This window comes from Planococcus maritimus (genome assembly GCF_001592825.1).
Lineage (GTDB): Bacteria > Bacillota > Bacilli > Bacillales_A > Planococcaceae > Planococcus > Planococcus maritimus_C.
Genome location: NZ_LTZG01000001.1, coordinates 1,299,609 through 1,326,176 on the forward strand (window position 1 = coordinate 1,299,609; position 26,568 = coordinate 1,326,176).

General features: G+C 49.4%; 25 protein-coding genes and 1 pseudogene. 9 read left to right on the forward strand and 17 right to left on the reverse strand.

Going from position 1 to position 26,568, the window contains the following annotated elements; genetic code table 11:
• Positions 1 to 15 precede the first annotated feature (15 nt).
• The 3 genes from AY633_RS06350 to AY633_RS06360 all read right to left on the reverse strand — a co-directional run bounded on the left by AY633_RS06350 (position 16) and on the right by AY633_RS06360 (position 2,460).
• Positions 16 to 921 (reverse strand): SDR family NAD(P)-dependent oxidoreductase, encoded by a 906-nt coding sequence (locus tag AY633_RS06350; RefSeq protein WP_260804527.1) that lies wholly within the window; start codon positions 919 to 921, stop codon positions 16 to 18.
• 230 nt (positions 922 to 1,151) lie between these two features.
• Positions 1,152 to 1,901 (reverse strand): anti-sigma factor, encoded by a 750-nt coding sequence (locus AY633_RS06355; RefSeq protein WP_068487493.1) that lies wholly within the window; start codon positions 1,899 to 1,901, stop codon positions 1,152 to 1,154.
• A complete protein-coding gene (locus AY633_RS06360; RefSeq protein ID WP_068487494.1) occupies positions 1,882 to 2,460 on the reverse strand; it encodes an RNA polymerase sigma factor in 579 nt (192 codons plus the stop codon). The genes AY633_RS06355 and AY633_RS06360 overlap by 20 nt, the downstream gene beginning before the upstream one ends.
• A 353-nt stretch (positions 2,461 to 2,813) precedes the next feature.
• Between AY633_RS06360 and AY633_RS06365 the strand changes: the two genes are divergently transcribed.
• Positions 2,814 to 3,797 carry a class F sortase gene (locus AY633_RS06365; RefSeq protein ID WP_068487495.1) on the forward strand — a complete coding sequence of 328 codons (984 nt, stop codon included), beginning with the start codon at positions 2,814 to 2,816 and terminating at the stop codon, positions 3,795 to 3,797.
• Between the two features lie 238 nt (positions 3,798 to 4,035).
• On the opposite strand, the gene AY633_RS06370 is transcribed toward AY633_RS06365, so the two are convergent.
• Positions 4,036 to 4,854 carry a DMT family transporter gene (locus AY633_RS06370; RefSeq protein WP_260804545.1) on the reverse strand — a complete coding sequence of 273 codons (819 nt, stop codon included), beginning with the start codon at positions 4,852 to 4,854 and terminating at the stop codon, positions 4,036 to 4,038.
• A gap of 239 nt (positions 4,855 to 5,093) precedes the next feature.
• Complete coding sequence (locus AY633_RS06375; RefSeq protein WP_068465020.1) at positions 5,094 to 6,446, reverse strand: copper amine oxidase; 1,353 nt, start codon at positions 6,444 to 6,446, stop codon at positions 5,094 to 5,096.
• A gap of 206 nt (positions 6,447 to 6,652) precedes the next feature.
• On the opposite strand from AY633_RS06375, the gene AY633_RS06380 reads away from it, so the two are divergent.
• The 3 genes and pseudogenes from AY633_RS06380 to AY633_RS06390 form a co-directional block, all read left to right on the forward strand.
• A complete protein-coding gene (locus tag AY633_RS06380; protein ID WP_068487496.1) occupies positions 6,653 to 7,123 on the forward strand; it encodes a DinB family protein in 471 nt (156 codons plus the stop codon).
• A gap of 388 nt (positions 7,124 to 7,511) precedes the next feature.
• Entirely contained in the window at positions 7,512 to 9,935 is a 2,424-nt protein-coding gene (locus AY633_RS06385; protein WP_068487497.1) for a sensor domain-containing diguanylate cyclase, read from the forward strand.
• A gap of 12 nt (positions 9,936 to 9,947) precedes the next feature.
• A pseudogene (locus tag AY633_RS06390) lies at positions 9,948 to 10,685 on the forward strand (EAL domain-containing protein); the annotation flags it as partial.
• Positions 10,686 to 11,004: 319 nt separating this feature from the next.
• Here the strand turns inward: AY633_RS06390 and AY633_RS06395 are convergent.
• Positions 11,005 to 12,063 (reverse strand): LLM class flavin-dependent oxidoreductase, encoded by a 1,059-nt coding sequence (locus tag AY633_RS06395; RefSeq protein WP_068487499.1) that lies wholly within the window; start codon positions 12,061 to 12,063, stop codon positions 11,005 to 11,007.
• Between the two features lie 154 nt (positions 12,064 to 12,217).
• Between AY633_RS06395 and AY633_RS06400 the strand changes: the two genes are divergently transcribed.
• Positions 12,218 to 13,498 carry an alpha/beta hydrolase gene (locus tag AY633_RS06400; protein ID WP_082799193.1) on the forward strand — a complete coding sequence of 427 codons (1,281 nt, stop codon included), beginning with the start codon at positions 12,218 to 12,220 and terminating at the stop codon, positions 13,496 to 13,498.
• A gap of 44 nt (positions 13,499 to 13,542) precedes the next feature.
• Here the strand turns inward: AY633_RS06400 and AY633_RS06405 are convergent, their stop codons facing one another.
• From AY633_RS06405 to AY633_RS06420, 4 genes are all read right to left on the reverse strand, one after another.
• Positions 13,543 to 14,253, reverse strand: coding sequence for an ABC transporter permease (locus tag AY633_RS06405; protein ID WP_068487500.1), 711 nt, complete (start codon positions 14,251 to 14,253; stop codon positions 13,543 to 13,545).
• Positions 14,250 to 15,095, reverse strand: coding sequence for an ABC transporter ATP-binding protein (locus AY633_RS06410; RefSeq protein ID WP_068487501.1), 846 nt, complete (start codon positions 15,093 to 15,095; stop codon positions 14,250 to 14,252). The genes AY633_RS06405 and AY633_RS06410 overlap by 4 nt, the downstream gene beginning before the upstream one ends.
• Before the next feature lie 137 nt (positions 15,096 to 15,232).
• A complete protein-coding gene (locus tag AY633_RS06415; RefSeq protein WP_068487502.1) occupies positions 15,233 to 16,168 on the reverse strand; it encodes a LytTR family transcriptional regulator DNA-binding domain-containing protein in 936 nt (311 codons plus the stop codon).
• Between the two features lie 137 nt (positions 16,169 to 16,305).
• Complete coding sequence (locus AY633_RS06420) at positions 16,306 to 16,725, reverse strand: RDD family protein (RefSeq protein ID WP_313903497.1); 420 nt, start codon at positions 16,723 to 16,725, stop codon at positions 16,306 to 16,308.
• 81 nt (positions 16,726 to 16,806) lie between these two features.
• Between AY633_RS06420 and AY633_RS06425 the strand changes: the two genes are divergently transcribed.
• Positions 16,807 to 17,412: a hypothetical protein gene (locus AY633_RS06425; protein ID WP_068487504.1), complete on the forward strand. Its 606-nt coding sequence runs from the start codon at positions 16,807 to 16,809 to the stop codon at positions 17,410 to 17,412.
• Positions 17,413 to 17,458: 46 nt separating this feature from the next.
• Here the strand turns inward: AY633_RS06425 and abc-f are convergent, their stop codons facing one another.
• From abc-f to AY633_RS06435, 3 genes are all read right to left on the reverse strand, one after another.
• Positions 17,459 to 19,081 (reverse strand): ribosomal protection-like ABC-F family protein, encoded by a 1,623-nt coding sequence (gene abc-f / locus AY633_RS06430; RefSeq protein WP_068487505.1) that lies wholly within the window; start codon positions 19,079 to 19,081, stop codon positions 17,459 to 17,461.
• 88 nt (positions 19,082 to 19,169) lie between these two features.
• Positions 19,170 to 19,310 carry a hypothetical protein gene (locus AY633_RS16595; RefSeq protein WP_156889083.1) on the reverse strand — a complete coding sequence of 47 codons (141 nt, stop codon included), beginning with the start codon at positions 19,308 to 19,310 and terminating at the stop codon, positions 19,170 to 19,172.
• A gap of 38 nt (positions 19,311 to 19,348) precedes the next feature.
• The gene (locus AY633_RS06435; protein ID WP_068487506.1) at positions 19,349 to 20,047 is read right to left on the reverse strand and encodes an HAD family hydrolase; all 699 of its coding nucleotides are present in this window, start codon (positions 20,045 to 20,047) and stop codon (positions 19,349 to 19,351) included.
• Positions 20,048 to 20,143: 96 nt separating this feature from the next.
• On the opposite strand from AY633_RS06435, the gene AY633_RS06440 reads away from it, so the two are divergent.
• Complete coding sequence (locus AY633_RS06440) at positions 20,144 to 20,920, forward strand: potassium channel family protein (RefSeq protein WP_068487507.1); 777 nt, start codon at positions 20,144 to 20,146, stop codon at positions 20,918 to 20,920.
• 45 nt (positions 20,921 to 20,965) lie between these two features.
• Here the strand turns inward: AY633_RS06440 and AY633_RS06445 are convergent, their stop codons facing one another.
• Together AY633_RS06445 and AY633_RS06450 are read right to left on the reverse strand one after the other, a co-directional pair.
• Positions 20,966 to 22,039, reverse strand: coding sequence for an aldo/keto reductase (locus tag AY633_RS06445; protein ID WP_068487508.1), 1,074 nt, complete (start codon positions 22,037 to 22,039; stop codon positions 20,966 to 20,968).
• Positions 22,040 to 22,128: 89 nt separating this feature from the next.
• Positions 22,129 to 22,755, reverse strand: coding sequence for a TetR/AcrR family transcriptional regulator (locus AY633_RS06450; RefSeq protein ID WP_068487509.1), 627 nt, complete (start codon positions 22,753 to 22,755; stop codon positions 22,129 to 22,131).
• Positions 22,756 to 22,979: 224 nt separating this feature from the next.
• Here AY633_RS06450 and AY633_RS06455 point away from each other — a divergent pair, with 224 nt between their 5' ends.
• Both AY633_RS06455 and AY633_RS06460 read left to right on the forward strand, forming a co-directional pair.
• Positions 22,980 to 23,702, forward strand: coding sequence for an ABC transporter ATP-binding protein (locus AY633_RS06455; protein ID WP_068487510.1), 723 nt, complete (start codon positions 22,980 to 22,982; stop codon positions 23,700 to 23,702).
• On the forward strand, positions 23,699 to 24,727 hold the full coding sequence (locus AY633_RS06460; protein WP_068487511.1) for an ABC transporter permease: 1,029 nt from the start codon (positions 23,699 to 23,701) through the stop codon (positions 24,725 to 24,727). The genes AY633_RS06455 and AY633_RS06460 overlap by 4 nt, the downstream gene beginning before the upstream one ends.
• Before the next feature lie 135 nt (positions 24,728 to 24,862).
• Here AY633_RS06460 and AY633_RS06465 read toward each other — a convergent pair whose 3' ends face one another.
• Positions 24,863 to 25,132: a hypothetical protein gene (locus AY633_RS06465; protein WP_068487512.1), complete on the reverse strand. Its 270-nt coding sequence runs from the start codon at positions 25,130 to 25,132 to the stop codon at positions 24,863 to 24,865.
• Positions 25,133 to 25,218: 86 nt separating this feature from the next.
• Complete coding sequence (locus AY633_RS06470) at positions 25,219 to 26,328, reverse strand: MBL fold metallo-hydrolase (protein ID WP_260804528.1); 1,110 nt, start codon at positions 26,326 to 26,328, stop codon at positions 25,219 to 25,221.
• Positions 26,329 to 26,568: the final 240 nt, after the last annotated feature.

The window sequence follows — 26,568 nt, forward strand, 5'->3', positions numbered from 1 at the left end:
CGCCTCCTCCTTTCTTCACAGCTCTTCTTGTTGTTCAAAACGCTCACGCAAATCTCCCGAAACCGCACGCCCTTCCTCAACCGGCTCATGCAGGCTGCCAGAAGTCAGCCCCGCTGCCGGAGCCGATTCGATCATTTCTTTTAATTCCTGTCCGCTGAGCCCCTTCGAAAGAGTTGGCACAAGCTGCCCAAAAATAGCCGCCGCTTTCCCCTTGCCGACTTCCAAGTTTTTTCTCGGTTCATCAATCAAGCCGAGAATGGCTTCGATTACTTTGAGCGGGTCATCCGGCGGACCGACCACTATCTCATGTCCGGAATAATTAGCTGCATGCTCTGTCCATGGAGTATCCGTGACCCAAGGGTCGATGGAGCAGACATGGATATTCGGAAAATCTTCCAGCTGAAGCTCTTCATACAAGCCATCCGACAAGCCGCTGACGCCAAATTTACTGCCAGTATAAGCAGCTCCATAGGGCATCGGTATTTTGCTCGCAAATGACGACACATTAATCAAGGTCCCGTACTTTTGTTCCTTAAACCGGCGCAGCGCAAAATGGCTGCCGTACATAGTGCCCAGCATATTGACTTCGACTATGCGATTCAAATCGCGCAGCGGCGTGTTGGTAAATGGCCCGTAGACACCGGTTCCAGCGTTATTGATCCACACATCGATGCTGCCAAAATTGTTTACCGCCGCTCTATGCAAACTTTCGACATCTTTTGCATGACTGACGTCTGCGGTTACAGGAACGACCAACGGACCCAGTACGCCTGCCAGTTCCTCGATCAATCGCGTCCTGCGGGCAGCAATGACCAATTTCGCCCCTTCTCCCGCTAAGCGCTCAGCCAACCCACGGCCGATTCCACTTGACGCTCCGGTAATGACTACAACTTTTCCACGCATGGAAGTGTTTGCCCCCACAGTACCCGCCTCCTTCTTAGAAAAGCACAGAGTTTTATCTATAAATACCCTTTTTGAATATTCAGAAAACCATTTATAGCAGTGCTTGAGAAGAACAGTTCTAAAGGTACGGATACAAGAATCACACCTCTACCTAAACACCTACGGTAGGAGAGGGTTCGACTGAAAGTTTCCCATACAAAAAGAGCAGCACCTGTATAAGTGCTGCTCTCAGAATAATTTTAATGCGATTATGCTTCTGGCTCGATCGCTGCGCTAAGGACTACTTCGCCTTTAGGCGTAGTGTTCCCGCGATTCGGTTCTAATGTAACAGCGATGGTATCCCAGCCTTCTGTGTCTTCTTCTAGACTGAAGAACACAGCGCCTTCATTTTCCTGGCTCGGCGTAAAGGCACCGGTTGGAATCGGCTTGCCGTCTTTCAGCAGCCATACCTGATAGACTTCATCCCCGCTCGTCGGCTGCAGCTGATTTGCCTGAACTAAAAGGTTCAGCGCTCCTTCTTCATGGACCAATGCAGCCGTCCCTGCTCCTGCAAATGTTTCACTTGCCTGCAAATCGACTGTCTCAAAAGCAACTTCAGGTGCTGTTGGAGCGTTTGGTTGATCGTTTAGTTCGTAAAACGCGTAGGCGTTTCCGAGCAGCGAGACGAGTAGCGCCGCTGCGACGAGCGGTGTCCACTTTGAAGTCCGGAAGCCCCGTTTTGGCATCGCTACAGGAGGCACCGTTTTTTCACGTATGGGCGTCGGTTTTTCGATAGGCGCCTCTTGCTCACCCTCATCGAAGACCGTATCCAAAATGCGAGCTTTCATGCCAGCATCCGGCTGTACCGGTTCCGCCAGATAAGGGAGCTCTCCTGTCGCATCGACAATATCGCGACATTCTGGACACTCCGCTAAATGTGCTTCAAATTGTTTTTGCTCTTGCTCGTCTAACGTGCCATTCAAATAATCAATCAATTGATCACAATTCACGTTTGTCATCCAGAACTCCCCCTTCCTGCACTGCTTGCAAGGATGTTTTTAATTTCTTTAATGCTAAGCGGATTCGACTCTTCACTGTTCCAAGTGGAATGCCGCATGTTTCTGCGATGGTTTCATGTGTGTAGCCTTTAAAATAAAATAGTTGTACCATTTTCTGTTGCTCCTCCGATAAATGCCGGACGGCTTGATGAATCTGGTCGCTCTTTTCTTGCCATTCAGCAGTTTCTTCCACTGAAGAATCCGTGCTTTCCATTTCGGCAATCTCATCCAATGGAACGGACGGTTTTTTCTGTTTGCGGATCAAATCCACTGCCGAATTACGCGACATTGTTACCAGCCAGGCGACAAACTTGCCTTTGCTTTCATCATAACTGCCGATTCCCCGCCATACTTTGACGAATACTTCCTGCAGCGCTTCTTCTGCCAAATCCCGGTCTCCCGTCATTTTACACAGGTAGGAATAAAGCATTTTTTCGTAGCGGTCGTACAATTCCTCGAGCGCTTCCTTGTCCTTGCTCCTGACGCGCTCGTATAGCAATGCATCTGAAATTTTTTCCATACCGTTTCCCCTTTGTCGCAGATTTCGTATACTTAGCTTACTACACTCTGCAGCATTTAGGTTGTTTAACTCTTTTTTTGGTTCTTACTTATTCAACGCACAAAATAAACGATTAGTTCACTTTCTGTGGCTTTTTCTTTGCCGACGCCCCAAATTATTTTGTCATCGCCAATGATTAAATACAGGAAAAAAGTGATCCAAACCATGTTTTTTTGCGTTATTACTATTAAGAGGCCATTCAGGCCAAGACCGGCAAGAAAGCAAAGAAATCTGAAGCTTTCTGTTTCCAAAGCCGGCCGCGATCAGTCAAAATGAACATATTGATTAATGAACGATGGAAGGTGGATGTGCAGATGAGACAATATTTAATCATGGGATTGGCTACAGCCCTTTGTATTACGCTATTCTTCATTCTCGACCCGTTGAATAGCCAAGATTCACAAAAGACCGAAAGCCAAACGGCCGACACCACCCAGACAGCCGCTAAACCGGCTGAAGAAAAAACGCCAAGCGAACGGCTCGATACCCAGTATAAAGACAAAATCGCTGAATTTCCTGTCCGCCCCGTGCAACAGAAAAAGCTGGCAGAACTGCGCCAAGAACGAATCGACAATTTGCTCGGTATGAAACCGGTACGCATTTCAATTCCTTCTATAGGAGTCGATGCCGCCATTGAAGAAACCGGCGTATTGGACAACGGCGAGATGGGCGTCCCGGATGATGTCGACCAAGTCGGCTGGTTCGCTCCAGGCTTTAAAGCAGGCGCAGAAGGCAATACCGTTCTTGCCGGCCACGTCGACAGCCTGACAGGCCCCGCCGTCTTTTACAAACTCGATCAATTGAAAACAGGCGATCAATTTACCCTGACAGACAAAGACGGACGCGAAATGGTATTTGAAGTGCGCGGCACCTCAAGCTACATCACGGACGAGGCACCGGTACAAGAAATCTTCGGACGTTCAGACAAACGCATGGTAAACCTCATCACATGTACTGGCGATTACAACCGCGACATCGGTTCTCATGAAGAACGCCTAGTCGTTTCCGCAGAACTCATATCCGATTCGGCCATGAAAGAACAAACACCTGACGCTCCTGATAACGTGAAACTTAACGCAGCTTCATTATCATGGTACGCCGTTCGTGACGATTCTGTTGTAGGCTACCGCGTCTATGAAGAAGACATTGAAAGCGGCGAAGCAGAGAAAATCGCAACCATCTCCCTATTCGAACGCAAAAGCATTGCGCTTGAAGCCGACGAATCGAAACGCTATTACGTTGTTTCTGTTAACGTCGACTTGGAAGAATCCGAAAAAGCTTATGTAGCTGAAAAATAGCAAAATCCCTGTCCGGCATTGCCGGACAGGGATTTTTTTGCGTTCGACGCCGAGTGGCAAGGGTGAGCCGACGCCATAAGACAATTGCCCTTTTTGGCTTATGGCTAGAGGCCATCCCATAGCCGGCCAGCGATTAGAAAAACGAATCTCGATTTAACGATTGAAGACATTTATGCGTATACACTTTCACGTTCTCATCTACACTCATTCAAGGAAGCGATTTCCGGATGGAAAAGGATTAGCTACCTTTCTTAAAGCTCAGCGTCGTCACCGTTAGAAGAATAATCATCATACCGATAATCTGGACAATCGCTAGTGCATCGCCAAGCAAAACCACGCCAAATAACGAAGCAGTCACAGGTTCTACCATTGCAATAATCGAAGCGGTAGAAGGCGCAGTCTGTTGTACGCCAATCGTATAGAGCGCAAACGAAAGGCCAGCGCCTACAATCCCGATGGCCAAAAACCAAACGGCATCACTTGAACTGAACACAGAGGCCGCTTCTTTGCCATCGATAAAAAAAGCGAGCACGGCGCTGAAAGCGATAAATGCAAACGTCAAAACCAGTTGCGGCCTGCCACTTTCAGATGCATTCTTGAATCCAAAGATGAACAACGCATAAGAAAGCCCCGCGCCAAGACCAGTTGCCACACCTATGAAATTGACCGCCGATGAGCCTGTATCATAGGCTTTTGTCAGCAGCACAATCCCAGCCAGTACGCTAATGATACAGCCCCATTTGAACCAGGTCGACTTCTCCAAGCGAAGCAAAAACGAAGCCAGCATCACAAACAACGGAGCAGTGTACATCAAAGTCGCGGCGATCAGCACGCTGGTCGACTCGATGCTCAAAAAATAAAAAGTGAAATTGCCCGCTACTCCGATGCCCGCTACAGAGGACCACCAAATCAACTGAAGCGATACATCCTGTTTTTTCATTTTGTTTAAAAGAGTCCACGCCATAAAACACGCTAAGCCAATCGCTCCACGATAAAAGGAGATGGTCAGCGGATCCCAGCCCTTGCTGAGCATTATATCCGCCAGCCCTCCGGTAATTCCCTAGCATATTGCCGATAACACGATCAGCACGATGCCCGTATAGTTCATCATAACCCACCTATCCGAACTGTAGAGTGTCACATAATCGATGATGCGCAGCCCGTTTCCCCTACTATAGCCAGCTCCATATTCTCCTAAACTTTTTCCAGTTAATAGATTAAAGAACGGTTTAAAAGCCGCATCTTTTTTCCACAAAAAAACCGGAGAAGCTTGAGCTTCTCCGGTTTCCGAAATCATTATTGTTTTCTTGTACGAACCGATACGGTTGTGATCAACGCTGCAAGCAATAGTCCAGCAAGTGCCCATAGGTAAGGCGCTGTGGAGTTGCCGCTCATGCCGCCCATACCTGTTGATGGCATTTCTGATGGCATTTCCGCTTCACCGAACTGTTCTGGGAACTGGTCAGTGATTGCTGCAGACAAGCCAGCTGCTGGCATGTTCATGTGTGCGTAAGCTTCACGGATCGAAGCGTAAGCTGTTTCGTAATCTCCAGCAACATAGCTATCGAATGCTGTTAGCAATTGCTCAACGTGTGCTGTCAATCCTTCTTCAAGTGCGTCAGCCGGTACGCGTCCTTCTGTTGCTGAATCCAGGAATGCTGCTTGGTCCATGATGTATTGATCCAACTCAGCGCGCGCTTGTTCTTGGCCTTCTTCGTTGCCTTCACCAGTCGCTGTTACATAGTCGACGAAATAGCCGATGTGGGATTTCCACGTTTCTTCAAACTGTGCTCCGGCTTCTTCACCGTAAACAGAACCGACTGCTGCAGACAGGTCATCTGCGTTCGCAAGTAGTGCTCCAGCTGCCTGGTCGAAGCTTTCCGCTCCATCAGCACCGTCTTGCATAGCCATTGCTGCAAGTCCAGCATGCTCTGTGAACGTCATGTTAAGGCTAGCACGGAGGTCAACCGCTGGTGTATCCGGATTTGTGTTGTTGAATTTATCAGGGAATTGATCTGTGATCGCAATTGACAATGTTTCAGCGAACATGCTCATGTGGTGAATGGATTCGCGCTCCCACTCATAAGCTGTTTCGAAGTCGCCTTCAACGTATGCATCAAATGAACCGATCAATTGATCAACGTGTGCATCCAATCCTTTAACGACTGCTTCTTCAGACAAACGTCCTTCTGTTGCTGCATCAAAGAATTTAGCTTGTTCAACTTTGTATTCTTCCAATTCAGCGAGTGCTTGTTTTTTGCCTTCTTCGTTGCCTTCTGCCGTTGCTGTTACATAATCAACGAAATAGCCGATATGTGACTGCCAGATTGCATCGAATTGCTCTCCGCCTTCTTCACCATAAACAGAAGCAACTGCTGCTTTCAAATCTGCTGCGTTAGCGAGCAATGCGCCAGACGCCTGTTCGAAATCTTCAGCGCCGTCCACGCCTTTACGCATAGCTTCCACTGCAAGGAATGCGTGCTCCGTCAATACGGTATCAAGCGCGATGCGAAGTTCTGCCGCTTCCGTAGCTGTCGGCGATTCCATTTGCATTTGGCTATGTCCTCCGTGGTCATCTGCAAGTGCTGCTGTTGGTACGAGTAGGGATAGGCTTAGTGGCAGTGCCACCATCAATTTATTCATTTTCATCATCCATCTCTCCTTTGTTTTTGTTATTGTTTTTTTCGTTCTACTTACTCAACGGAGAGCAGATCAATTTAGATCACATTTTTTAAAAAGAATTTTAAAATTGATAAAATCTTTTTTGTTTCGGGTAACTCCACTAGCTTTTCTTAGGCAGGAAATCACTAGCGAGTGCTATGCTTAATGAAAAGAAACCGATAGGAGCTGTGGTCATGCAATTTTATTGCGAGCAAGTATTTCACCAATTGGAACTCATCGTTTCCTCCGCCGGCGAATTGATCTCTACTATAGAAGAAAGCGAATGGGAACTGCGGCCAACCGAAGGAAAATTTTCGCTTGGCGAATTGGCCAGCCACCTCGCATTGGTTTGCGTAGCCGACCTTCGTATTGCAAATGGGGCAGATGAACATGAGATGGCGGCCTTTTACAAATCGCGAACGCCCGCTTCCAAAAATCAAGCAATCGCCGAACTGAACCGCGGTTTCGATCAGCTTCATCATTTTTACTTATCATTAGATGAAGAACAACTTCAAAAAAAGCACTCCGCTTACTGGGGCGTTAGCTATAGTCGCTTTGAATGGTTATTGGAAACACTCGTCCACCTCACTCATCACCGGGCCCAATTGCATTCACTTATCGTGCACTATCTAAACAAAGAACCAAACCTCGCATTATTCGAATAAAGTACTAGAACATTTCAGTATTTCGCTTACAAGTTTTCCATTTTGGGTATGGGAAAAAAGCCTATTGAAAATGCTAAAGGACGTTGTGAGTCTGCTCACGCCTCAAATTAGCCAACACCGTCGCCCTTGTATAAAATCCCGTTACGCTCACTGAAGACTTCCCGGTTCGCCGCCAAATCGCTGCAGTTGCACCATTTCCAGCTTATTTCATTACATGTTACAGAATAGACGATGTTACTTATTAGCTGTGATAGTTTTTTATTCTCTATCGATAATTGTCATGAATTTCTTTTCAGTATAACTTTTATAGGTGTTTTTTCTGTACTTTTGTACCGCTCAGATGGGGTATAATAGTCCTCATAATCCAATCACGAAGGGACTGTCTCATATGCCTCTCGAATTTGCGCGCCTGGTTTTTATGGCGTTTTCTGTTATGACAGCCATCGCCGCTTCCTATATAGCGCTCCTTTTAATCGGCCGGATTGCCGATAGGAGCCGCACGCATCCGCTCTGGTGGGTCATTGGCAGCTCACTGGTGTTCGGCACGGGCATTTTTTCCATGCATTTCATCGGCATCTTGACTTATCATTCCGCATCTCCTGTGCAATACGATCCGATTTTGCTGTGCATTTCGCTGCTCGGAGCATTCAATGCAGCATTTCCCGCTTTCTATGTATTGCGTACAACGAATCCGCCTAAAAGACATTTGTATTTCAGCGGATTTTTCATTGGATTCGGGGTGTTGTTCATGCATTACACCGGCAATGCAGCCGCTCAAGTGCCGGGCAATGCCCAATTCGCCTTGATGCCGTTTCTTTTATCCATAGCCATCGCATTCAGCTTTTCAATTGCCGCTTTGCGCATTTTCTCGCGCACCCGCAAACAGCCGGAATCTTCGGCCAGAAAACTTCTTAGCGCTATAGTTCTTGGCGTAATGATCTCAGGCGCGCACTATACCGGAATGCAAGCTGTCAGCTATTCCACTGCCTCCGCAGGGCCCGCTTCCTTCACGAATATGGGTCTCGCGTTCGTGGTGTCGGCGCTGATTGTCTTGCTGCTGGCTATCGCTGGGTATTTGGCTTATCTGGACCGTAAACAATTGATCAATGAGAAGCTTTATTTGAGCAAAATCCGCGAAAGTGAACGGCGATTCCGCAGGCTTGCAGAAATATCTCCTGAAGCGATCGCTATTCATAGCGACGGCAAGCTCTTGTATGTGAATAAAGCCTGCCTGGAAATGTTCGGTGAAACCGACGCTGATAAATTGATTGGAACTGCCGTGCTGGATTATGTCCACCCCAATTACCACGACATTGCAAAGTCTCGTATTGCCTCCATGAATCAAGGACTCAGCACTCCCCCCGCTGAGCAATTATGGGTAACGCCAAAAGGCATCTCTCACGAAGTGGAGTTGACGGGCATGAGCATCGAATTTGAAGGCACCTCTGCTGTACAATTACTGATTCGCGATATTACAGTCCAGAAACAAATCGAACGGGAGCTTGAATTGAACCGGCAGCGCTACGAATCCTTATTTGAAAACAATCCTGACGGGATTTTTTCGATGGATTTGTCAGGGCGTTTAATAGATGTCAACGATTCACTCGTTCACTTGCTCGGCTATTCACGGAAAGAATTGCTTGAAGAATCTTTCCACGCATTTGCAGATCACCATCAGTTGGAAATAGCAGAAGAAAAATTTCAAATGGCGCTTAATGGCATCATTCAAAATTACGAAACAGTGGGTATACACAAATCTGGCCGCCGCGTGTCGTTACGCATCACCAATATGCCGATTGTGACGGACGGGCAAGTAACGGGCGTCTACGGTATTGCTAAAGACATTTCTGCTGAAAAAGGGGCACTGGCGATGCTTGCGGAAAGTGAAGAAAAATACCGTTCGCTCTTTGACTACAATTTGGACGCGGTTTTTGAAATGGATAAAGACGGGCGTTTCGTCAACGCTAATTCCATGACAGAAGAATTGAGCGACTACACGCGCGAGGAATTGATCGGCATCGATTTCACACCGCTGATCGCAGAAAACCTTGAACGCGTGCAAAGCTTTTTCACATCCGCCGTTTCAGGCGAAGCGGTCAATTTTGAACAGCGCATCAAACGGAAAGACGGCAACATCATCGAAGTCGACATCAATGCCGTGCCAAAACGGCGCAATGGCGAAATTGACGGGGTCTTTGCGATTGTTCGCGACATCACAGAGAAAAAAGCGTCAGAACAAAAAATCAATAACCTGGCCTTCACGGATCAGTTGACCGAGCTTCCAAACCGGCACTGGTTCTATCAAAATATCCGAGATGTACTTTCAAGAACGGAAGAACATCAGCAAAAAATCGCTGTCTTGCTGGTCGATTTTGACGACTTTAAGAACGTCAACGACTTGCTCGGGCATTTCGGCGGTGACCAATTCCTGAAAATTGTCGCCAACCGTATCCATTCCTGCTTGGGTCCATGGGATACCATTTCACGTTTTGGGGGCGATGAGTTTATCATCGTATCGGAAAATACGACCGAAGCTAAAGCCCACGCACTTGCCGAAACGATTCTCGACGTCATGCGTGAACCGGTGCAATTGCTCGGCCAGGAATTTTCTGTGACCTTGAGCATCGGCATCGCGATTCAGACAGGCTGTGAAAGCGACGGGGAAGAACTCATCAAGGAAGCCGATTTTGCCATGTATTCAGCAAAAGAGAATGGCAAAAACAATGTTCAAGTATTTACCCGCGAACTCAATAGCCAAATGACACGGAAAACCCAACTAGAACAAGCGCTGAAAAAAGCGCTCGATGAATAGCAATTCGCTCTTCATTACCAGCCGCAAATCAATTTAGCGAGCGGTGACGTCATTGGCTATGAGGCGCTTCTTCGCTGGCAATCGCCGCTTGGCAACGTATCCCCGTCGGAATTCATCCCTATTGCTGAAGAAACCGGCTGGATTGTGCCGATTGGCGAATGGGCACTGCGCCAAGCATGCCGCGACAGCAAAGAATTCTCAGTACTTGGCCACGCAGACGAAAAAATTTCGGTCAATGTGTCAGCGCGTCAATTCAAGGATCCCGACTTCAGCGAAAAAGTGCGCATCATTTTTGAAGAAGAACAAGTGGATGCGACGCGCTTTGAAATCGAGATCACCGAAAGTGTCATGCTCGACATTGAGCAGTCGGCACGCATCATTTGTGAGCTGAAAGCATTCGGCCTGCGCATCGCCATCGATGATTTCGGTGCTGGCTATTCTTCATTGAACGTTGTTAAAATTGTCGAAATCGATACCTTGAAAATCGACAAATCCTTGATTGATGAAGTCCTGATTAATCGACGGAACTTGTTCATCCTCGCCGCCATCATCGAAGTCGGCAAAAACCTTGATGCCGATATCGTTATTGAAGGCATCGAGCTCGAAGAACAGGCTGAACTATTGAAACCATTTGAGATCCTCGGACAAGGCTATTTGTTCAGCCGTCCGCTGCCGCCGGGAAGTCTCGGCTCTTTTCTCAGCGAGTCTACGGCCGTCACTGCCCGTACCGCACCAAAACCAATACAATAAAAAAAGGCGCGCAGCTGACCTAGCTGCGCGCCTTTTACAGAGGGTTGAAGAAGCTTATGGTTCGTACCCAACTATGAAAAAAGAGTATCTTTTTCTATTTTCAACAGTCAATGACTTCTCTAAGTATTTGGAGAAGTGTTCCTCGACTCCGGTGGATCAGCGAGACGACCGAGACCCCGCAAGACGCGAAGCGGCTGAGGAGGCTTGGGCGCGAGCCCACGGAGTCGAGCGATAAGCTTCGGAAAATACGACTTCTTAATTTTCTCGACAGCCTGAAAAAGGCGCACAGCTGACCTAGCTGCGCGCCTTTTCGTGTACCTTATTTGATGCGCGTGTATTTGCGCACTGCTGGCAAAATCTCTGATGCCAATAACTCAAGATTGCGCTCGAGGCGCTCCATCGGTACCCCGCCGAAATCCATTTGCGCGATATAGCGCTGATGCCCATAAAGCTCGTGCTGGTAAAGAATCTTCTCGATAATTTCCTGTGGGCTGCCGATATTCATGACGCTTTCTTTTTCTGCTCCGTGCTGGAACGCTTCCTGTGGATAACCACGGCCGTTGGTTTTGAGCATTCCTTTATCCACATGTGGATAATATTCCGCAAGCGCCTGTTGGGTCGTTTCAGCAGCATTGAAAAACCCTGCAGTCGCAACCGGCAATTGCGCAGCGTCATAGCCCGCTTCTGTCGCGGCATTGCGATAAGCGTCGATGGTCATTTTGAACGTTTCCGCCGGGCCACCAAGTGTCGCGAGCATCATCGGCACGCCCGCTTGCCCTGCTTTAATAGCACTCGATGGATGTCCACCCACTGCACGCCAAATCGGCAGACTGCCATGTTCTGGGCGCGGCAATACTTGGGCATCTTTTAGCGATGCGCGAAAACGGCCGTTCCAATTGACGGTTTCCTGCTCATTGATTTCAAGCAATAGCTTGAATTTTTCTTCGTACAATTCTTCGTAATAGCGGATATCGTAACCAAGCAAATCGAATAAGCCGACACGCGATGCACGGCCCGCGATAATTTCAGCGCGACCTTGCGAAATCAAATCGATCGTCGCAAAATCCTCGAACACGCGCACCGGATCCGAAGTCGAGATGATGGTCGAAGAGCTTGAGATTTTGATTTTTTCGGTTGCCTGTGCAATTGCCGACAAGACGACCGTATGCGCCTGCGTAGCAAAATACTCTTGATGGCTTTCACCGACGCTGAAAAAGTCGACGCCTGCCTGTTCGGCGAGCTGAGCGAAGCGGATAATCTCGCGGATCCGCTCCCCTTCCGATTGCCGTTTTCCTGTATGTGGATCCGGCAAATGATCGCCGAGTGTATAAATGCCGAACTCGAGGCCGTTGTTCGGGTTAATGCGGTATTGTTCCATATGCTCCGTCCTTTCGTCATGCGTTTTCTCAATCCTTTTCAGTATAGCGGCTCGCATGACGCAGTGGAAATCAGCCATTCGACTGAAAAAGGGAGGAGAAGAACATGCTCATGCTGAACTAGTTAAAGAAGCAGATGCACGAGGAGGCAGACAAATGACTAAATGGACAACCGCTCTCCTGGCACTCGCAGGAATCCTGCTCGTTGCCGGATGCTCGAGCGGAAATAACGAACGTGCAGAAAAAGACGCATCGGCGTCGGAAATCGACGGGTTCTGGCAAGGCGCCATCGAAGTGCCCGGACAGCCGATTCCTTTTTCAATTGAATTTACAGAAGACGAAGGGTTCTTAAGCATTCCGCTGCAAGGCGTTAAAAATTATCCTTTGTCGACCGTTAAGTTTGATCTTCCGGAAGTGGCATTCGACGCCAACTTGCAAGGACAACGATTGGTATTCGAAGGGGCCATCGAATCGGAAAAAATCACAGGTCAAATGACGCAACAAAATCAGAAGTTCCCTTTCACACTTGAACGCGGCGAGAAAGAACCAGACGCCGACCCTGAGAAAATCATTGAAACAGCCGTAGAGGGCGGTACAATGCAGGCGCTCGAAGAAATTCCGGAAACAGATGGGCCTCACCCCGTCGCGATTTTGATTGCCGGTTCCGGCCCGACCGATAAAGACGGCAACTCGCTGACACTCGCTGGCAAAAACAATAGCCTGAAGATGCTTGCCGAACAGTTGAAAGCTGAGGGCATCGCCGTGATCCGCTATGACAAGCGCGGCGTTGGCGACAATGCCGCGCTCGCAAAAGCCGAGTCCGACCTGCACTTTAATGATTACGCAGCAGATGCAGCTGCCTGGATCCGCTTCGCAAAAGAAGACGAGCGCTTCACAGATGTCACAGTCATCGGCCATAGCGAAGGCGCACTCGTCGGGCTCGTTGCCGCCAATCAAGAAAGTGCCGATTCCTATGTGTCGCTAGCAGGCGTCGGCCGAACTGCCGATGAACTATTGAAAGAACAGCTCAGCACTTTGCCGGCAGCGCAAGTAGAAGAAGCACAAGCGATACTCGACCAACTCGCTCGAGGGGAAACTGTGGATGATGTGAGTGCGGAATTGCAGCAAGTCTTCCGGCCATCCGTTCAGCCTTATCTTCGGTCGTGGATGGCGTATGACCCCGTTGAACAAATCGAACAACTCAACGCCGAGACGCTGATCATCGGCGGTACACGCGATTTACAAGTGCCAATAACAGACGCCGAACTATTGAACGAAGCGAAGCCTGGCTCTGAATTGCTGATAGTTGAAGACATGAATCACGTGCTAAAATCCGTACCGGATGATGAAGAAGCCAATCTAGCGGCTTATGCCGACCCCAAATTGCCGCTTGCAGACGGGCTAGTGGCACGGATTGTGGAGTTTTTGAAAAACTAAGTACAGCAAAAGCCGGCTGCCCTTTCTCGGGTCAGCCGGCTTGTTTATTGGTCCATTAACCGCCTTTTATAAAGAACAAACGAGACAACCGTTAGCACCACAGCCCATAGCGAAATCACGACAAGCGGCTTCGTAAGTTCACCAGCCGCCGCCCCGGCCTCCATCTCCACGAGCAACTCACTCAATTGGCTGCTTGGCAAATAGCGCAGCACTTCCAAAAACGGATATTGATCTTCAAAGACCAGCGCGAACGGCCCGGCTGTGAAGATGATCAGCACCGGAAAAACCGATAGCGAAGCTTCCAGCAAAGTCTTTGAATACAGGCCGCAAATCGTCCCAATCGCGGTATAAAGCAGGATGGAAATCCCAAGCGCCGCCGCCAGAAGCATCACATTTGAGGACTCGTAGCCAAATAAGTACGTGCTGAACGCCAGGACAGCCGCTGAAATAAGAAAGACGAGCGCACTTTTCCCAATCAGCACATCGAGCATCGACGCCGGTGTCATCATGAGCGACCGCAGCGTATTGCGCTCTTTCTCTTCCGCGATCAAACACGCCTGAACAAAACTCGTAAGCATCGCTAGTGAAAAGTTCATGATGAACGCATAAATCGCTGCCTGGTCGCCCGCTTCTGTCCGGTACAGGAGCGCAAACGCGATCGGAAATAAAATCATGATCGACACCGCATAGTTTCTCGAGAATTCTTTATAATCTTTGATGAAAATGGCTTGGATGCGCTTTAATGATACGTTCATACCAATTCACTCCCCGTCAGTTTAATGAAGATATCGCCAAGACTCAGTTCGTTCGTATACATGCGGTCGATTTGTCCGCGGGTCATCCACCCGGCGATAGCCGCTGCAGACTCTTCACTCATCGCTAGGCGCTCTTTTTCCCCAGACGTCAATTCCACGGTCAACGTGCCATCGCGATGCGTTTTTTTCAATTCATCAGGCGCTCCGATCGCACGAATCTCCCCTTTATGCAAAATCGCCACACGTTCACATAGCGTCTCCGCTTCCGTCATATCGTGGGTCGTCAAAAAGATCGTCGTCCCCCGTTCATTCAAATAGCGCAAGCCTTTATGGATATGCGCCGTGTTGACCGGGTCGAGCGCGGACGTCGGCTCATCCAAAAACAGCAGTTCCGGTTCATGGATGATCGCACACGCTAACGTGACACGCTGGCGCATCCCTTTTGACAGCACACGGACCCGCTTTTTGCGGTCAGCATGCAAATTGACGAAATCGAGCACGTGGTCAATAGACGATTTCGGCAAATCATATAAACGCCGAAACACATCCAGGTTTTCTTCAATAGATAACCGTTCATACAAGCCGCTATTATCGGTCAAGATACCAAAGCGCCGTTTCTGGGCTGTTTTTTGCATCATTTTAGACGGCATCTCCATTACGGCAGCATGCCCGTCCGTCGCTTCCAATTGTGCAGTTAAAATTTTGAGTAAAGTCGTTTTCCCGGAACCACTCGGCCCAAGAAAACCGAAAATCTCTCCTTTTGGAATCTCGAAGGATACATTTTTCAAAGCCATATTGCCGCCAAATGTCTTTTGGATATTCTGTACGGAAATTGCATTCATTTGCGCCACTCCTTTTCGTTGATAACCTCAGCATAGTAAGAAAAAGGAGCTGACGCTTTGCGATTCCGCTAATATGTTCCATTTCCCGGCCGAACTGTACCCTAAAATCTGTGATTTGGTGATTATTTCCCGGGAAATTAGATGTTCAACAACGCTTTTAATTCGGCTAATTTGGTTCTAGACAGCGGCACGACGGAATCTTTTCCAGTCGTCAACCGCAGGCTATAGCTATTTTTTGTCCAAGTGATCAATTCCCGCACTTTTTGCAAATTGACGATGTACGAGCGATGGCAGCGGAAAAATCCGTAATGCAGAAGCCGCTCTTCCAGTTCAGCCAAAGTCAGCGCACACGTATAGGTTTCCCCAGCCACATGCACCACGGCTGTACTGTTCATGCTTTCGATATAATCTATTTCCGGCGGGTTGAACAAAATGGTTTTGTCGTTCTTTTTGGTCGGGATTTTTTGAATCTTGAATTCCGCTTCGCCGATTTCATGTGCAGCTTCCGCCTCATCGTCGGCATCCGTAATATCCAATAGATGCAATCCTGCTTCGTCCAAACGATAGACTTCGTCGCAGCTGATCAGCGCATCTTCCAGATTGGCAGTGAGAATCAGGATCTGTTTTTCTTCCGCCAATTCTTCCAACAGTCGCGCAAACGCCAATTGGTCGGGCTCTTCCAACTGGAAATACGGCTCCTCCAGAACAATAATCGGCTGCTGTGCATAATAAACACGCAGCAAAGACAAATAAATTTTCTTCGACGCCGGCAAATTGGCAATTCTCACTTTCTGGTAGTCGCCCAATTGAAACAGCTGAAGCATCGAGTGGACCGGTTGGCTGTGGCCGCTAAGCGATTTTAAAAAGTGCAGCAATTCCTCAACAGTTAAACGCGTATACTCGCCTTGTTCTGCGAACGACAAATACACATCCTCCCGCTCCGCTAATTGGGCCAATAGGATTTTTTTACGTTGGACATTTGTCTGGATGCCCAGTACTTTGCCTTTTTCCATAGTCAATTCCAGTGACGGAATAATTGCTTGTCCGTTGGCGTTCACTTGTCGAATGTTCATAGGCTCCCCCTGACTCACACAAAATTCTTAGCTATATTGTAGCCTGTCTTCCCCTGTAAGAGACAGCTTCATTTCGTAAACGTATTATGTATTGTTCCAAGCAAAAGACGGCACCCAAGTGAATGCCGCCTGCCAGATCATTGTTTAAGCTCTCTTACGAAAGTATGGGCATAACGGTCATGAGGCATTTGCGCACCCATGTCCTGCCCGCGTTCTTTCCACCACTCGAGCGCCATAATCGAATCCCGGTGAGCAAGGCGTTTGAGGATTTGCCGGTCGGTCAATTCCCCACCGTCTGCGCTTTCGATTTTGATGCCGGCGACCTTTTGCCCAACAGTTTGGCCACGCGTCTTCAACTGCGCATACTCAAGTCCCCAAAACACCACGGTCGGCGTAACGAGTGCATGTACCCACTCCTGTTTGAGCTTTTTACGGAGCAGCGGTTCGACGATCCCATTCACCGCACCGGATATCGCGAAGTCGATGGCAATTGCTTTGCCGCGTTTTTTCGTCAATGCATCCATGTTCGATTCCTCCTCTTGGCTAGATACTTTCATTATAACGTTTGAGCTCGACAAAGACAGCCGGGGCTGTATGCGTTATGATAAGGAAAACTCAAGGAAAACGAGGTGGCACGCATGGCATTTTTAGTGATTTGGCTGATGATGATTGCATACGCTGTCTTTTTCGCGCCATCGGGTTCTGGCGGATACGAATTCGGCCCGCTGCTCATGGGAGACTGGGAAGGTGTCGACCCGCTCATTCTCGCCGTTTTCAACTCACTTGGCATTTTCCCACTCGTCTTTTTGACGCTGCTTGTGCCAAATGACCGCTTCCGCTGGCCGGCGTGGCCGTTTGCGCTTGTGTCATTCGGAGTTGGCGCATTCTCGCTATTGCCGTATTTCGCGTTCGGCAACAAGCCGCCTGAGAAAACACGCCGCGGGCCGAACTGGCTGCATCGTATCCTGCGCTCAAAAGCGTGGCTGATCTTTGTTGCCGCCATCAGCATCATCAATTTCCTCACCGTCTTCCGCGGCTTCTCGCCAAAAACATACGCAGAAGCGTTCCAGACCTCCAGTTTGGTATCGGTGATGACGATCGACTGGTTCGTGTTATGGGGCTTGTCGGTTTATGCCACCTACCGCTTGCTGCCGGACGCACGGTTCAAGCAATTGGCCTTGCTGCCGGTCGTTGGGCCAATTTTGGTCGTATTGTTTAACCGCACAACGAATAAAGAGCATTAAAAACGTTCCCGGCATGATGCCGGGAACGTTTTTTGTGCCATCGCTTTCATTGCAAGATGCCGTCGGCGTTTTTCTGTTTGTCTGCCGCCCACTCGTACGAACCCTCGTGTAAGGTCAGTGTTTGGTGTTCAAACCAAGCGACTTTCGTGAACAGCTTTTGCAGAAAGTAGCGGTCGTGGCTGATCGCGATGATCGTGCCGTTAAACTCCTTTAACGTTTCCTCAAGCACTTCGCGCGATTCGATGTCGAGGTGGTTGGTTGGCTCATCCAACACGAGCACATTGCAGTCTTCTTGCATGAGCTGCGCGAGACGCAGACGCATCTTCTCGCCGCCGCTGAGGTCTTTGACACGCTTGAAGACGTCGTGGCCATAGAACAAAAATTGCGCAAGCACATGACGGGCATCGCCTTCAGTCATCGACAAATGCTCACGGAATGCTTCGATAACCCGTGCCTCTCCGTCAAACGCTTCAAACTGCTGGGCGAGATAGCCGATTTTGACATTGCTGCCGCGGCGTACTTCCCCGCCGACCGGCTCGAGTTCGCCCAATAAAATTTTCAACAAAGTTGATTTGCCGGTACCGTTATCGCCGACAATCGCCAGGCGGTCCTGCCAGTAAACCGACAAGTCGACATCGGCAAACAACACCTCATCGCCGAAACCGTGAAACACCTCCTGCAATTCGAAGACTCGTTTGCCGCTGCGGTCCTTGGCTTGCAATTTTAAGTTCATCGCCTTTTCCGCTGCTGGCCGTTTGACTAGTTGCATACGCTCAAGCATTTTCTCCATCATTTTCGCCTTGCGAAACAGATCGGGGTTCGGCGGTGAGGCTTCATTCGCCCATTGGCGCAGGCGGCGGATCGATTCTTTGACCTTTTGTATTTTCTTCTGCTGCTCTTTATACGCTGCAAATTGCTGCTCCATTTTCGCCTGCTTATTGCGCAAATAGGCATCGTAATCGCCTTTGCTTTCCCAAATTTCGCCGTCTTCAATTTCGTAAACCTTGTTTACGACATGATTCAAAAACTGGCGGTCATGTGAAATAACGACGACCGAGCCGTTGTAATACTCCAAATAATGTTCCAGCCATTCAATCGCTGATAAATCCAAGTGATTGGTCGGTTCATCGAGCAAGAGAACAGATGGTTTGCTTAAAATAAGCTGTGCGAGCATGACTTTCGTCTTCTCGCCGCCGCTCAGCGCGTCAAACGGCTGCTCGATCAGCGAAGTGATGCCAAGGCCATTCGCTACCGCTGCGATTTTGGATTCTGTTTCGTATCCGCCCGCTTCCATAAACTGCTCCTGCAATTCGCCGTATTGCCGCAGTATCCGTTCATCGGCACTGCTTGCCAAATGCTGCTCGAGCTCACTCAGCCGGCTTTGCATGGCGTGCAAGGCGCTAAAGCTTTCGTTTAAGACTTCGTATACCGTATATCCCGGATAGTCCGGGATTTGGTGCAGATAGCCGATTCGGGTATTTTTTGTCCGGATGATGGTGCCGGCATCCGGCTCTTCGAGTCCCGCCAATAGCTGGAACAAAGTCGTTTTGCCCGAGCCGTTGCGGCCGACCACTGCGATGCGTTCTCGTTCGTTGATTTCGATCGATAAATCGGTGAAGATTTCGTTTCCGCCGATGGATTTGGTTAATTGTTGTGCCGTAATTTGCATGATTGACGCCTCCAGGGCGCAGCTTGAAAATCGGTACAAAAAAAAGACCGCCCGTATCAGGCAGTCTTTCACACTAGTGAAAAGAATGTCAGATATCAGCTGCGCGTGATTTTAAATTGACTACAAAAGGGCAGACTTCTCCCGTTGGCGTCAAATCAAACGTAATGACACGCGTGAAATACAAAGCTTCCTCCATTTTCACACCCATCACCGCAGCACATTTCTCCATTCTTCTCACCTCCGTTTCGTTGAATTATTTCAATATTATCACACTTTTCTGTGAAGGGGAATATTCAATGCTGTCTTTTCGCGAGATTCGACTTCAGCCAATACGTTTATAAGCTCTCCAAAGCCTTCAATCACCACATCCGCCTCTTTCAATTCCTGTTCCTGCGCAAAATCAAAACGGCAGCCAACCGCCACAAAGTTGTTCGCTTTCGCCGCGCGGATATCGGACAAGCGGTCTCCGACAACCGCGCCGTCGGTCACCGCGTATTTCTCTTTGATCATGCGGACCAGGTCTCCTTTATCGAACGTTGCGGCTTGTTCGATGCTGAACGTTTCCGTCACCCATCGATTCAATCCGTAATAAGATACAATCGCCTCTAAATAGCGCACCAGCCCGTTGCTTGCGATAAACACCGAGTAGCCTTCCGAACAAATTTTCTCGAGCACCTCTTCCACTCCCGGATATAAAGCGCCATGGCCATCTCTGATGTTGTCGATCAGCCGTTCAAGAAAATGCCCATCCATTTCACCTTTCAATTCATCCGACTTCTCCGGCAGCAATTCCTGCCATACCGCAGGCAGCGGCACGCCCATAATGTTCCGGTACTCATCGATCGGTGCCGCACCTTGCCATTCGCCGCGCTCACGAAGAATCGCAAATGCCTGTTCAAGCGATTTTTCTAAAATGGTAGCGGTTTGAAACAAAGTCCCGTCCATATCAAAAATGACTGCTTTCATTTCTTATCCCTCATTTCTTTTCTTCCTTCTATAACGAAAAAATGTCCGCTGCGTTGCACACTCCCTGTATACTGAAGAAAAAAAGGAGGGATTCACTTGCTGCTCCTGCGACAGCTTTACTTGCAAGTGACCAGCTTGTCCTGGCTCGTGCTCACCGTCAGCACTTTAGGGTTGATTGCCTTCAGCACCTTCATGATGCCGATCATCGAGCCGGCATCGTTCACCAATTATGCAGACGCCTTGTGGTTTACGATGACCACTGTCCTGACCGTCGGATATGGCGACCTATACCCGGTCACATTAGCCGGAAGAATTTTCACTGTCGCGTTTCTCTACATCGTCGGCATCGGCTTATTTGCTTCGTTTATCGGAAAAGCCATCGACAGTTTGTCCTTACATAGAAGAATGAAAGAAAGAGGTGAGTTGATGTACAAAGGGCGCCACCACATCGTCATCATTGATTGGTCCTATAAAGCAGAGCACGCCATTGCTGAAATCTTAAAGCAAGACGCCACAACAGAAGTCGTCGTCATCGACCGGCTGGAAAAAGCCAAAGAACTCAATTCAAGAATCCATTACGTCAGAGGCAATGCCACGCACGAAGAAATATTGCGGCAAGCCAATGTCGAGCAGGCAAAAGCGGTGTTAATTTTTGCGGATGACCGCATCGAAGACCAGATGCTGACAGACGGAAAATCGCTATTGATCGCGACCGCCGTCGAACGCATGTCTCCGGACGTCTATACGACTGTCGAAGTCGAACGGGAAGAACATTTGCCAAGCTTCTCGCATATCCAAGTCGACAAGTTCATCATGTCTAGCGGCACCATCGCCAAAATGGCCGTCAGCTCGATTTTTACGGAAATCAAGTAAACAAGAAAAACAAAACCCGGCACGCGATTGCATGCCGGGTTTTACTTATGATTTTTTAGTGCCCATTGTCTTCTTGTATCCGTCTAGGTAACCCTGTTCAGACGGGCTCGCCATGTCCGGCGCACTCATGGCGCGGTGCCAATGTGGATAGAACGGTGCCGGACGCGCGGCTGCTTCGATCAAATCGTGTTCATCACGCTTCAGCTTAATCTTATAGGAAGCGATATTTTCTTTCAGCTGTTCTTCATTGCGTGCTGCGATGACGATCGGCCCGACGTTCGGACGGTCACGCACCCACGCGTAAGCGATTTGCGGCACAGTGGCGTTATGGTTCGCCGCTACTTCCTCTAAGGCATCGATCACTGTATACAAGCGTTCCTGATCGTATACCCAAGGCTCCGGCCAGCCGCCGCCTTGGCGCGTGTCTTCCGGTGCTTGTTTGTCACGGCCGATTTTGCCGTTCAACAAGCCTTCGCCGAGCGGACTCCAAATCATCGAGCCGACCCCGAGTTCTGCACCTGCTGGAAGCAGTTCATACTCCGCTTCGCGTGCTTCCGGCGTGTAGTAAATTTGTTGGGTGATCGGCGGAATCTTGCCGTTTTGTTCCGCAAAGGTATGTGTTTTGGCCAGCGCCCAGCCGCTGTAGTTCGACACGCCCCAATGGCGAATCTTGCCGGCTTTGATCAAATCGTTCATCGTTTCAACCGTCTCTTCGACCGGCGTCTGCCCGTCCCATAAATGGACAAAGTACAGGTCGAGGTAATCTGTACCCAAGCGCGTCAAGGATTCATCAATCGATTTCAATAAATGATTGCGCGAAGCGCCGCGCGCATTCTGGTGGCCGTCAAATGGAAAACCGGTCTTCGACGTCAGCAAGACTTGATCCCGCTTGCCGCGAACCGCTGCCCCCAGTACTTTTTCAGCATTGCCTTGCGAGTATAAATTCGCTGTATCAAACATATTGATGCCTGCTTCAAGCGACAGGTCGATCATGCGGCTCGCTTCGTTTTCCTGGATATTGCCCGCCGCTTCAAACCCATTCGTGCCGCTGAATGGGACCGTTCCGAGAATGTATTTCGGGACGCGCAGCCCCGACTTTCCTAAGTTAATATAATCCATTGAAGAAATCCTCCTCGTCGATTGCTTGTTTTCGATTCATGAGCCTTATTTACCCTTTCCAAAATGCCTTAAACAATCGACGGCCCGCTTTACGCATCGGGTTTTTGCCGGATGCCTGCTGCAAACAACGGACCTTTGATGGTCATGCCCGAAATGATGCGCGCGATGTCTTCTGGCGGCTCGATCGCACCGCCATTTAGCCATTCTTGAATGATCCCAATATGGGCAGAAGCAATATAAGAAGCCAAATAACGCGGCGGCACGAGCAGGCCCTCCGCCTTGAATATGGCATGTTCCTGCCCGAATAACCCGCGGTGTAAGCATTCTTTCATTTTGACCTGAAAGGCCGCATCGCCCCTAGGCCCAAGTAAGGCCTTCATAAAGCTTTGATTGGCGCGGAGGAATTCAAAAAATGGCATCAATGCCGAGATTGGCATTGGCCCAGCATCGTCTTGTTTCGTCTCTTCGATGAGCTTTGGGATATTAGGAACAATCTTAGTTTCCATTTCCTTCAGCAATTGTTCTTGGCATTTGTCCATCAAATCAAATTTGTCCTCATAATGGCTATAGAAGGTGCCGCGGTTAATAGTCGCCCGCTCGGTAATGTCTTTAACGCAGATGGCTTCAAAGCCTTTTTCTTCCATTAAGGCTATCAAGGCCGAACGGATCGCTTGTTTCGTCCGAACGACCCGCAAATCAGTTGGGTTTTCGCTCATTTTTATTCCTCCTTCACACGTTTTCCAACACTTTCTTCCCATGTGTTATTTAAACAACACATGGCCTAGTTTTGATGATTGTCCGCTTATGGCTAAGGGACTATACTAAACCCAAGAAGTAAAACGACAGTTTGTTTATTATCTTAGCCGCAAATGAACAAGAAAAACAGCCCAATTTTCCGGGGCTACTACGCCAGGCTGCGGCAGACGGAGGAGGAACCATCATGGACATTCAGCTTTCTCATGTCAAAAAAAGTTTCGGCAAGACCTTGGTTATTAAAGATCTGAGCTTCGCCATTACAGCAGGAGAAATCTGCTGCTTGCTCGGCCCATCCGGTTCCGGCAAAACGACCTTGATCAGCTTGATGATCGGGGCATTGCCGGCAGATAGTGGCACGATTCGTTTCGGCGATACCGAGATGCCCGATATGGCGGTTTTAAAACGACTCGGTTTCATGCCACAAAACGATGCTTTGTACGACGATTTATCGGCATATGGCAATTTGAAATTCTTTGGCGGCTTCTACCCCATCAAGAAACAGGCACTCGATGCACGCATCACCGAAGTCCTCGACATCGTGGAGTTGACCGACCACCGAAAAAAATTGGTGAAAAATTTCTCCGGCGGCATGAAAAAGCGGCTGTCGCTGGCTATTGCCATTTTGCACAAGCCGGATATTCTGTTTCTCGACGAACCGACCGCTGGCATCGATCCGGTACTGCGCCGAAAAATCTGGAAGCAATTTCAATCTTTTAAAGCGCAAGGCACGACCATCGTCGTCTCGACACATGTCATGGACGAAGTGATCGAATGCGACAAAGGAGCGCTTTTGTATAATGGCCAGCTCATCGAATACGACACCGTTCCGAAACTGCTCGACAAAACCGCAAGCGGACGCATCGAAGACTTGTTCTTCGCCGCTTCAGAAAGTGAGGCGCGCTCATGATCCAGTTAGCGAAACGCGTCATTCGCCAAACCGTCAACGACAAGCGCAGCGTCATGCTCATTCTCGTCGCCCCGCTGCTGATTTTAACTTTGGTTTACTTACTGCTCGGCGATTCGGATTACGTCGCGACTGTCGGCATTGAGCGAGAAGCTGTTCCGGCACCCGTCATAACTGCATTAGAACAACAAGAGCTGACCTTAGTCGATTTAACAGCAAGTCAAGTGGAACAAGCGGACGATTACCTTCAGCAGCATGAAGGTGTCGACGCTGTCCTGCGCTTTCCGGAAAATGCGGGCATGGCCATCACGCTGTACGAACCGTCCCAAAAAGGCGCCACCGCCATGGCAGAAATCCAAGATGCGATGGCTGATGTCAATCCAAGCGCAGACACCGAGGTAAGCTACGTCTACGGAACACCTGACCAAAGCACCTTCGATTCACTCGGCTACGTCTTTCTCGCCTTGTTCTCCTTCTTTTTCGTGTTCATCATCTCCGCGATGGCGCTCGTGCGGGAACGCAGCCGCGGAACGCTCGAACGATTGATGATGACTCCCATACGGCGCGGTGAAGTCATTGCCGGCTATACTGCAGGCTATGGCGTGTTTGCCATCGTTCAGGCGATTCTCATCGTTTTGTACGCGATCTACGTGTTGCAGCTGAGCAATGCCGGCAATATCGGCTGGGTGCTCTTGACGATGGTGCTGCTCGCTGTCACCGCCGTGTCATTCGGCGCCACCATTTCTATTTTCGCGGGCACCGAACTGCAAGTCGTCCAATTGATCCCGTTCACCATCATTCCACAAGTATTCTTCTCAGGGCTCATCCCGCTGGACTTGGTTCCTTACCAGCTCGGCAATTTGTCGTACATCATGCCGATCTATTACGGCGCTGCCGCTATTAAAGGCGTCATGGTCTATGGCGACGGCTTCGCAGAAATCTGGGGCCATCTTGCGGGGCTTACGGCTTACGCGCTGGTGCTGTACTTGATCAATACGCTAGCTTTGAAGAAATTCCGGAAACTATAAAAAAAACGGGCGAAGCTGATGCTTCGTCCGTTTTTTGTATTCACTCACTTAGTCAGCCCATATAATCTGGTACGAGCCGCCCGTTTCTTGTTCCAAGCGGCAATTATCGGACAGAATCGGGCGGAGCGCCTCGACTTACGCTTCGTCCATCGAAATGCCTGAAAGCCCTCGTTCGGTTTCGGTATAATCCAGATCCGCTTCCTGGTCGAATTTCAAGCGCAGCAAGTTCTTCGCGCCGTTGATTGTCAGGAATTTCACTTGGTAGCCGTCACGGAACACAGACTCTAGGTCTGAGCCGAGCGAAGCGAACTCATCGCTGCCAAGCAAGTCCCCGATTTCTGCCCCTCTGCGGCGTACCGTCTCGATGCGAATGGCTAAAGGCATGGAAATTTTGGTCAATGTCATACGATCCCTCTTTTCGAATTTCTCGTGATGCCCCCCATTTTAAAAGAAAGGCACTTCAATCTCAAATCTTGGAAACCGGCGTCAATTCACTGCGCCCACCAGCGGATCGCCTTATACGCATCGAGCGCGCCTAAAGACAGCGTTTCCCCGATTTTTGGCGTGACAAGTTCCACACCTTGCCGCACGGCTTCCTTAGACGCGCGCTCAATCGGGTCTGTCCAGCTATGAAACGCCAAAGTAAACGCGGCCCAGTGGACGAGCATCATCTTCTCTCCCCGAACGTCTAGGTGTGCCTGCACCGACTGCTCGGGCGTCATATGAGAAGACTCCCAGCGCGTATCGTACTGGCCGCCTTCGATCAAAGCAAGGTCGAACGGCCCGTAAGCATCGCCGATTTCCTTGAAATGGCTGCCATAGCCGCCGTCGCCGCTCGTGTAAAAACGCGTCTGTTTGCCGAGCACTACCCAGCCGCCCCATAGCGTCGAATTGCGGTTGAATAAACCGCGCCCCGAAAAATGCCGTGACGGTGTCAGCGCGAGCGTCAAGTTTCCAAGCTGCGCTTCTTCCCACCAATTCAATTCGGTGATGCGCGCATCTTCCACGCCCCAGCGCAAAAGATGCACTCCGACGCCAAGCGGCACATAGAAATGCCCGACTTTACTTTCCAGTGCACGAATCGATTCGTAATCCAGATGGTCGTAATGGTCATGCGTCAACAGCACCGCATCAATTGGCGGCAAGCGATCAATTGTGGCAAGCCAGTCGTGGCTATAGCGTGCGCTTCCGACAAAGGATAAGGGAGAGGCCCGGTTGCCAAGCATCGGATCGATGAATAACTTACGGCCGTCGATGCTCAATAAAAAGGTCGAATGGCCGAACCACGTCACACTGTCTTGTGGGCTTTCAATGCGCGCCCAGTCAACTTCCGCAACCGGCAACATTGCTAAAGGAGTGCGCTCGACCTCCCCCGCAAACAAAGAATCCTTCAGCATCGACAAGCCTCCCGACAAATCGACGGCCGTTTCTTCCTCGTCATTGGCGAATTTCCCTTCGTTATAATTAGGCAAGCCAGAAAAGCGGTCCCGCTGGCGCTTATCCGGACTCGCCCCGAGCGGTGTGTAAAGCTTTAGTGCGGCACCGGACATCGCGGCAATAGCCGCAACCCCGGCAACTGAATACAGCATTAATTTTTTCATGGCTCCTCCAATGTGGAAATGTAGTGTACTGCTTGCTGCAGTCTCGTCTATTCTTCTCTCTAGCTTTAATTCCCCTCTTTGGCTAGCTGTTCAAACGGTACATGTCGATTTTGCGACTTGCCTGATGAAAAGCACTCGCTATTTGGGAAAATATCGCCTACTGCCCATAACTTTAAACGATTTTGCCCAAAAGTTGATCTATTTTGCCTGTCGCTGCGTTTACTAAGCAAGAAGCACCTA

What these genes read in the sequence shown, in the direction of transcription:
- AY633_RS06380 (WP_068487496.1), top strand. Translation starts at nt 6,653, where the DNA reads ATGCAATTTTATTGCGAGCAAGTATTTCACCAATTGGAACTCATCGTT.
- AY633_RS06360 (WP_068487494.1), bottom strand. Translation starts at nt 2,460, where the DNA reads ATGGAAAAAATTTCAGATGCATTGCTATACGAGCGCGTCAGGAGCAAG.
- AY633_RS06400 (WP_082799193.1), top strand. Translation starts at nt 12,218, where the DNA reads ATGACTAAATGGACAACCGCTCTCCTGGCACTCGCAGGAATCCTGCTC.
- AY633_RS06410 (WP_068487501.1), bottom strand. Translation starts at nt 15,095, where the DNA reads ATGAATGCAATTTCCGTACAGAATATCCAAAAGACATTTGGCGGCAAT.
- AY633_RS06455 (WP_068487510.1), top strand. Translation starts at nt 22,980, where the DNA reads ATGGACATTCAGCTTTCTCATGTCAAAAAAAGTTTCGGCAAGACCTTG.
- AY633_RS06415 (WP_068487502.1), bottom strand. Translation starts at nt 16,168, where the DNA reads ATGAACATTCGACAAGTGAACGCCAACGGACAAGCAATTATTCCGTCA.
- AY633_RS06465 (WP_068487512.1), bottom strand. Translation starts at nt 25,132, where the DNA reads ATGACATTGACCAAAATTTCCATGCCTTTAGCCATTCGCATCGAGACG.
- AY633_RS06375 (WP_068465020.1), bottom strand. Translation starts at nt 6,446, where the DNA reads ATGAAAATGAATAAATTGATGGTGGCACTGCCACTAAGCCTATCCCTA.
- AY633_RS06385 (WP_068487497.1), top strand. Translation starts at nt 7,512, where the DNA reads ATGCCTCTCGAATTTGCGCGCCTGGTTTTTATGGCGTTTTCTGTTATG.
- abc-f (WP_068487505.1), bottom strand. Translation starts at nt 19,081, where the DNA reads ATGCAAATTACGGCACAACAATTAACCAAATCCATCGGCGGAAACGAA.
- AY633_RS06395 (WP_068487499.1), bottom strand. Translation starts at nt 12,063, where the DNA reads ATGGAACAATACCGCATTAACCCGAACAACGGCCTCGAGTTCGGCATT.
- AY633_RS16595 (WP_156889083.1), bottom strand. Translation starts at nt 19,310, where the DNA reads ATGGAGAAATGTGCTGCGGTGATGGGTGTGAAAATGGAGGAAGCTTTG.
- AY633_RS06435 (WP_068487506.1), bottom strand. Translation starts at nt 20,047, where the DNA reads ATGAAAGCAGTCATTTTTGATATGGACGGGACTTTGTTTCAAACCGCT.
- AY633_RS06425 (WP_068487504.1), top strand. Translation starts at nt 16,807, where the DNA reads ATGGCATTTTTAGTGATTTGGCTGATGATGATTGCATACGCTGTCTTT.
- AY633_RS06470 (WP_260804528.1), bottom strand. Translation starts at nt 26,328, where the DNA reads ATGAAAAAATTAATGCTGTATTCAGTTGCCGGGGTTGCGGCTATTGCC.
- AY633_RS06445 (WP_068487508.1), bottom strand. Translation starts at nt 22,039, where the DNA reads ATGGATTATATTAACTTAGGAAAGTCGGGGCTGCGCGTCCCGAAATAC.
- AY633_RS06355 (WP_068487493.1), bottom strand. Translation starts at nt 1,901, where the DNA reads ATGACAAACGTGAATTGTGATCAATTGATTGATTATTTGAATGGCACG.
- AY633_RS06450 (WP_068487509.1), bottom strand. Translation starts at nt 22,755, where the DNA reads ATGAGCGAAAACCCAACTGATTTGCGGGTCGTTCGGACGAAACAAGCG.
- AY633_RS06460 (WP_068487511.1), top strand. Translation starts at nt 23,699, where the DNA reads ATGATCCAGTTAGCGAAACGCGTCATTCGCCAAACCGTCAACGACAAG.
- AY633_RS06365 (WP_068487495.1), top strand. Translation starts at nt 2,814, where the DNA reads ATGAGACAATATTTAATCATGGGATTGGCTACAGCCCTTTGTATTACG.
- AY633_RS06405 (WP_068487500.1), bottom strand. Translation starts at nt 14,253, where the DNA reads ATGAACGTATCATTAAAGCGCATCCAAGCCATTTTCATCAAAGATTAT.
- AY633_RS06420 (WP_313903497.1), bottom strand. Translation starts at nt 16,725, where the DNA reads ATGAAAGTATCTAGCCAAGAGGAGGAATCGAACATGGATGCATTGACG.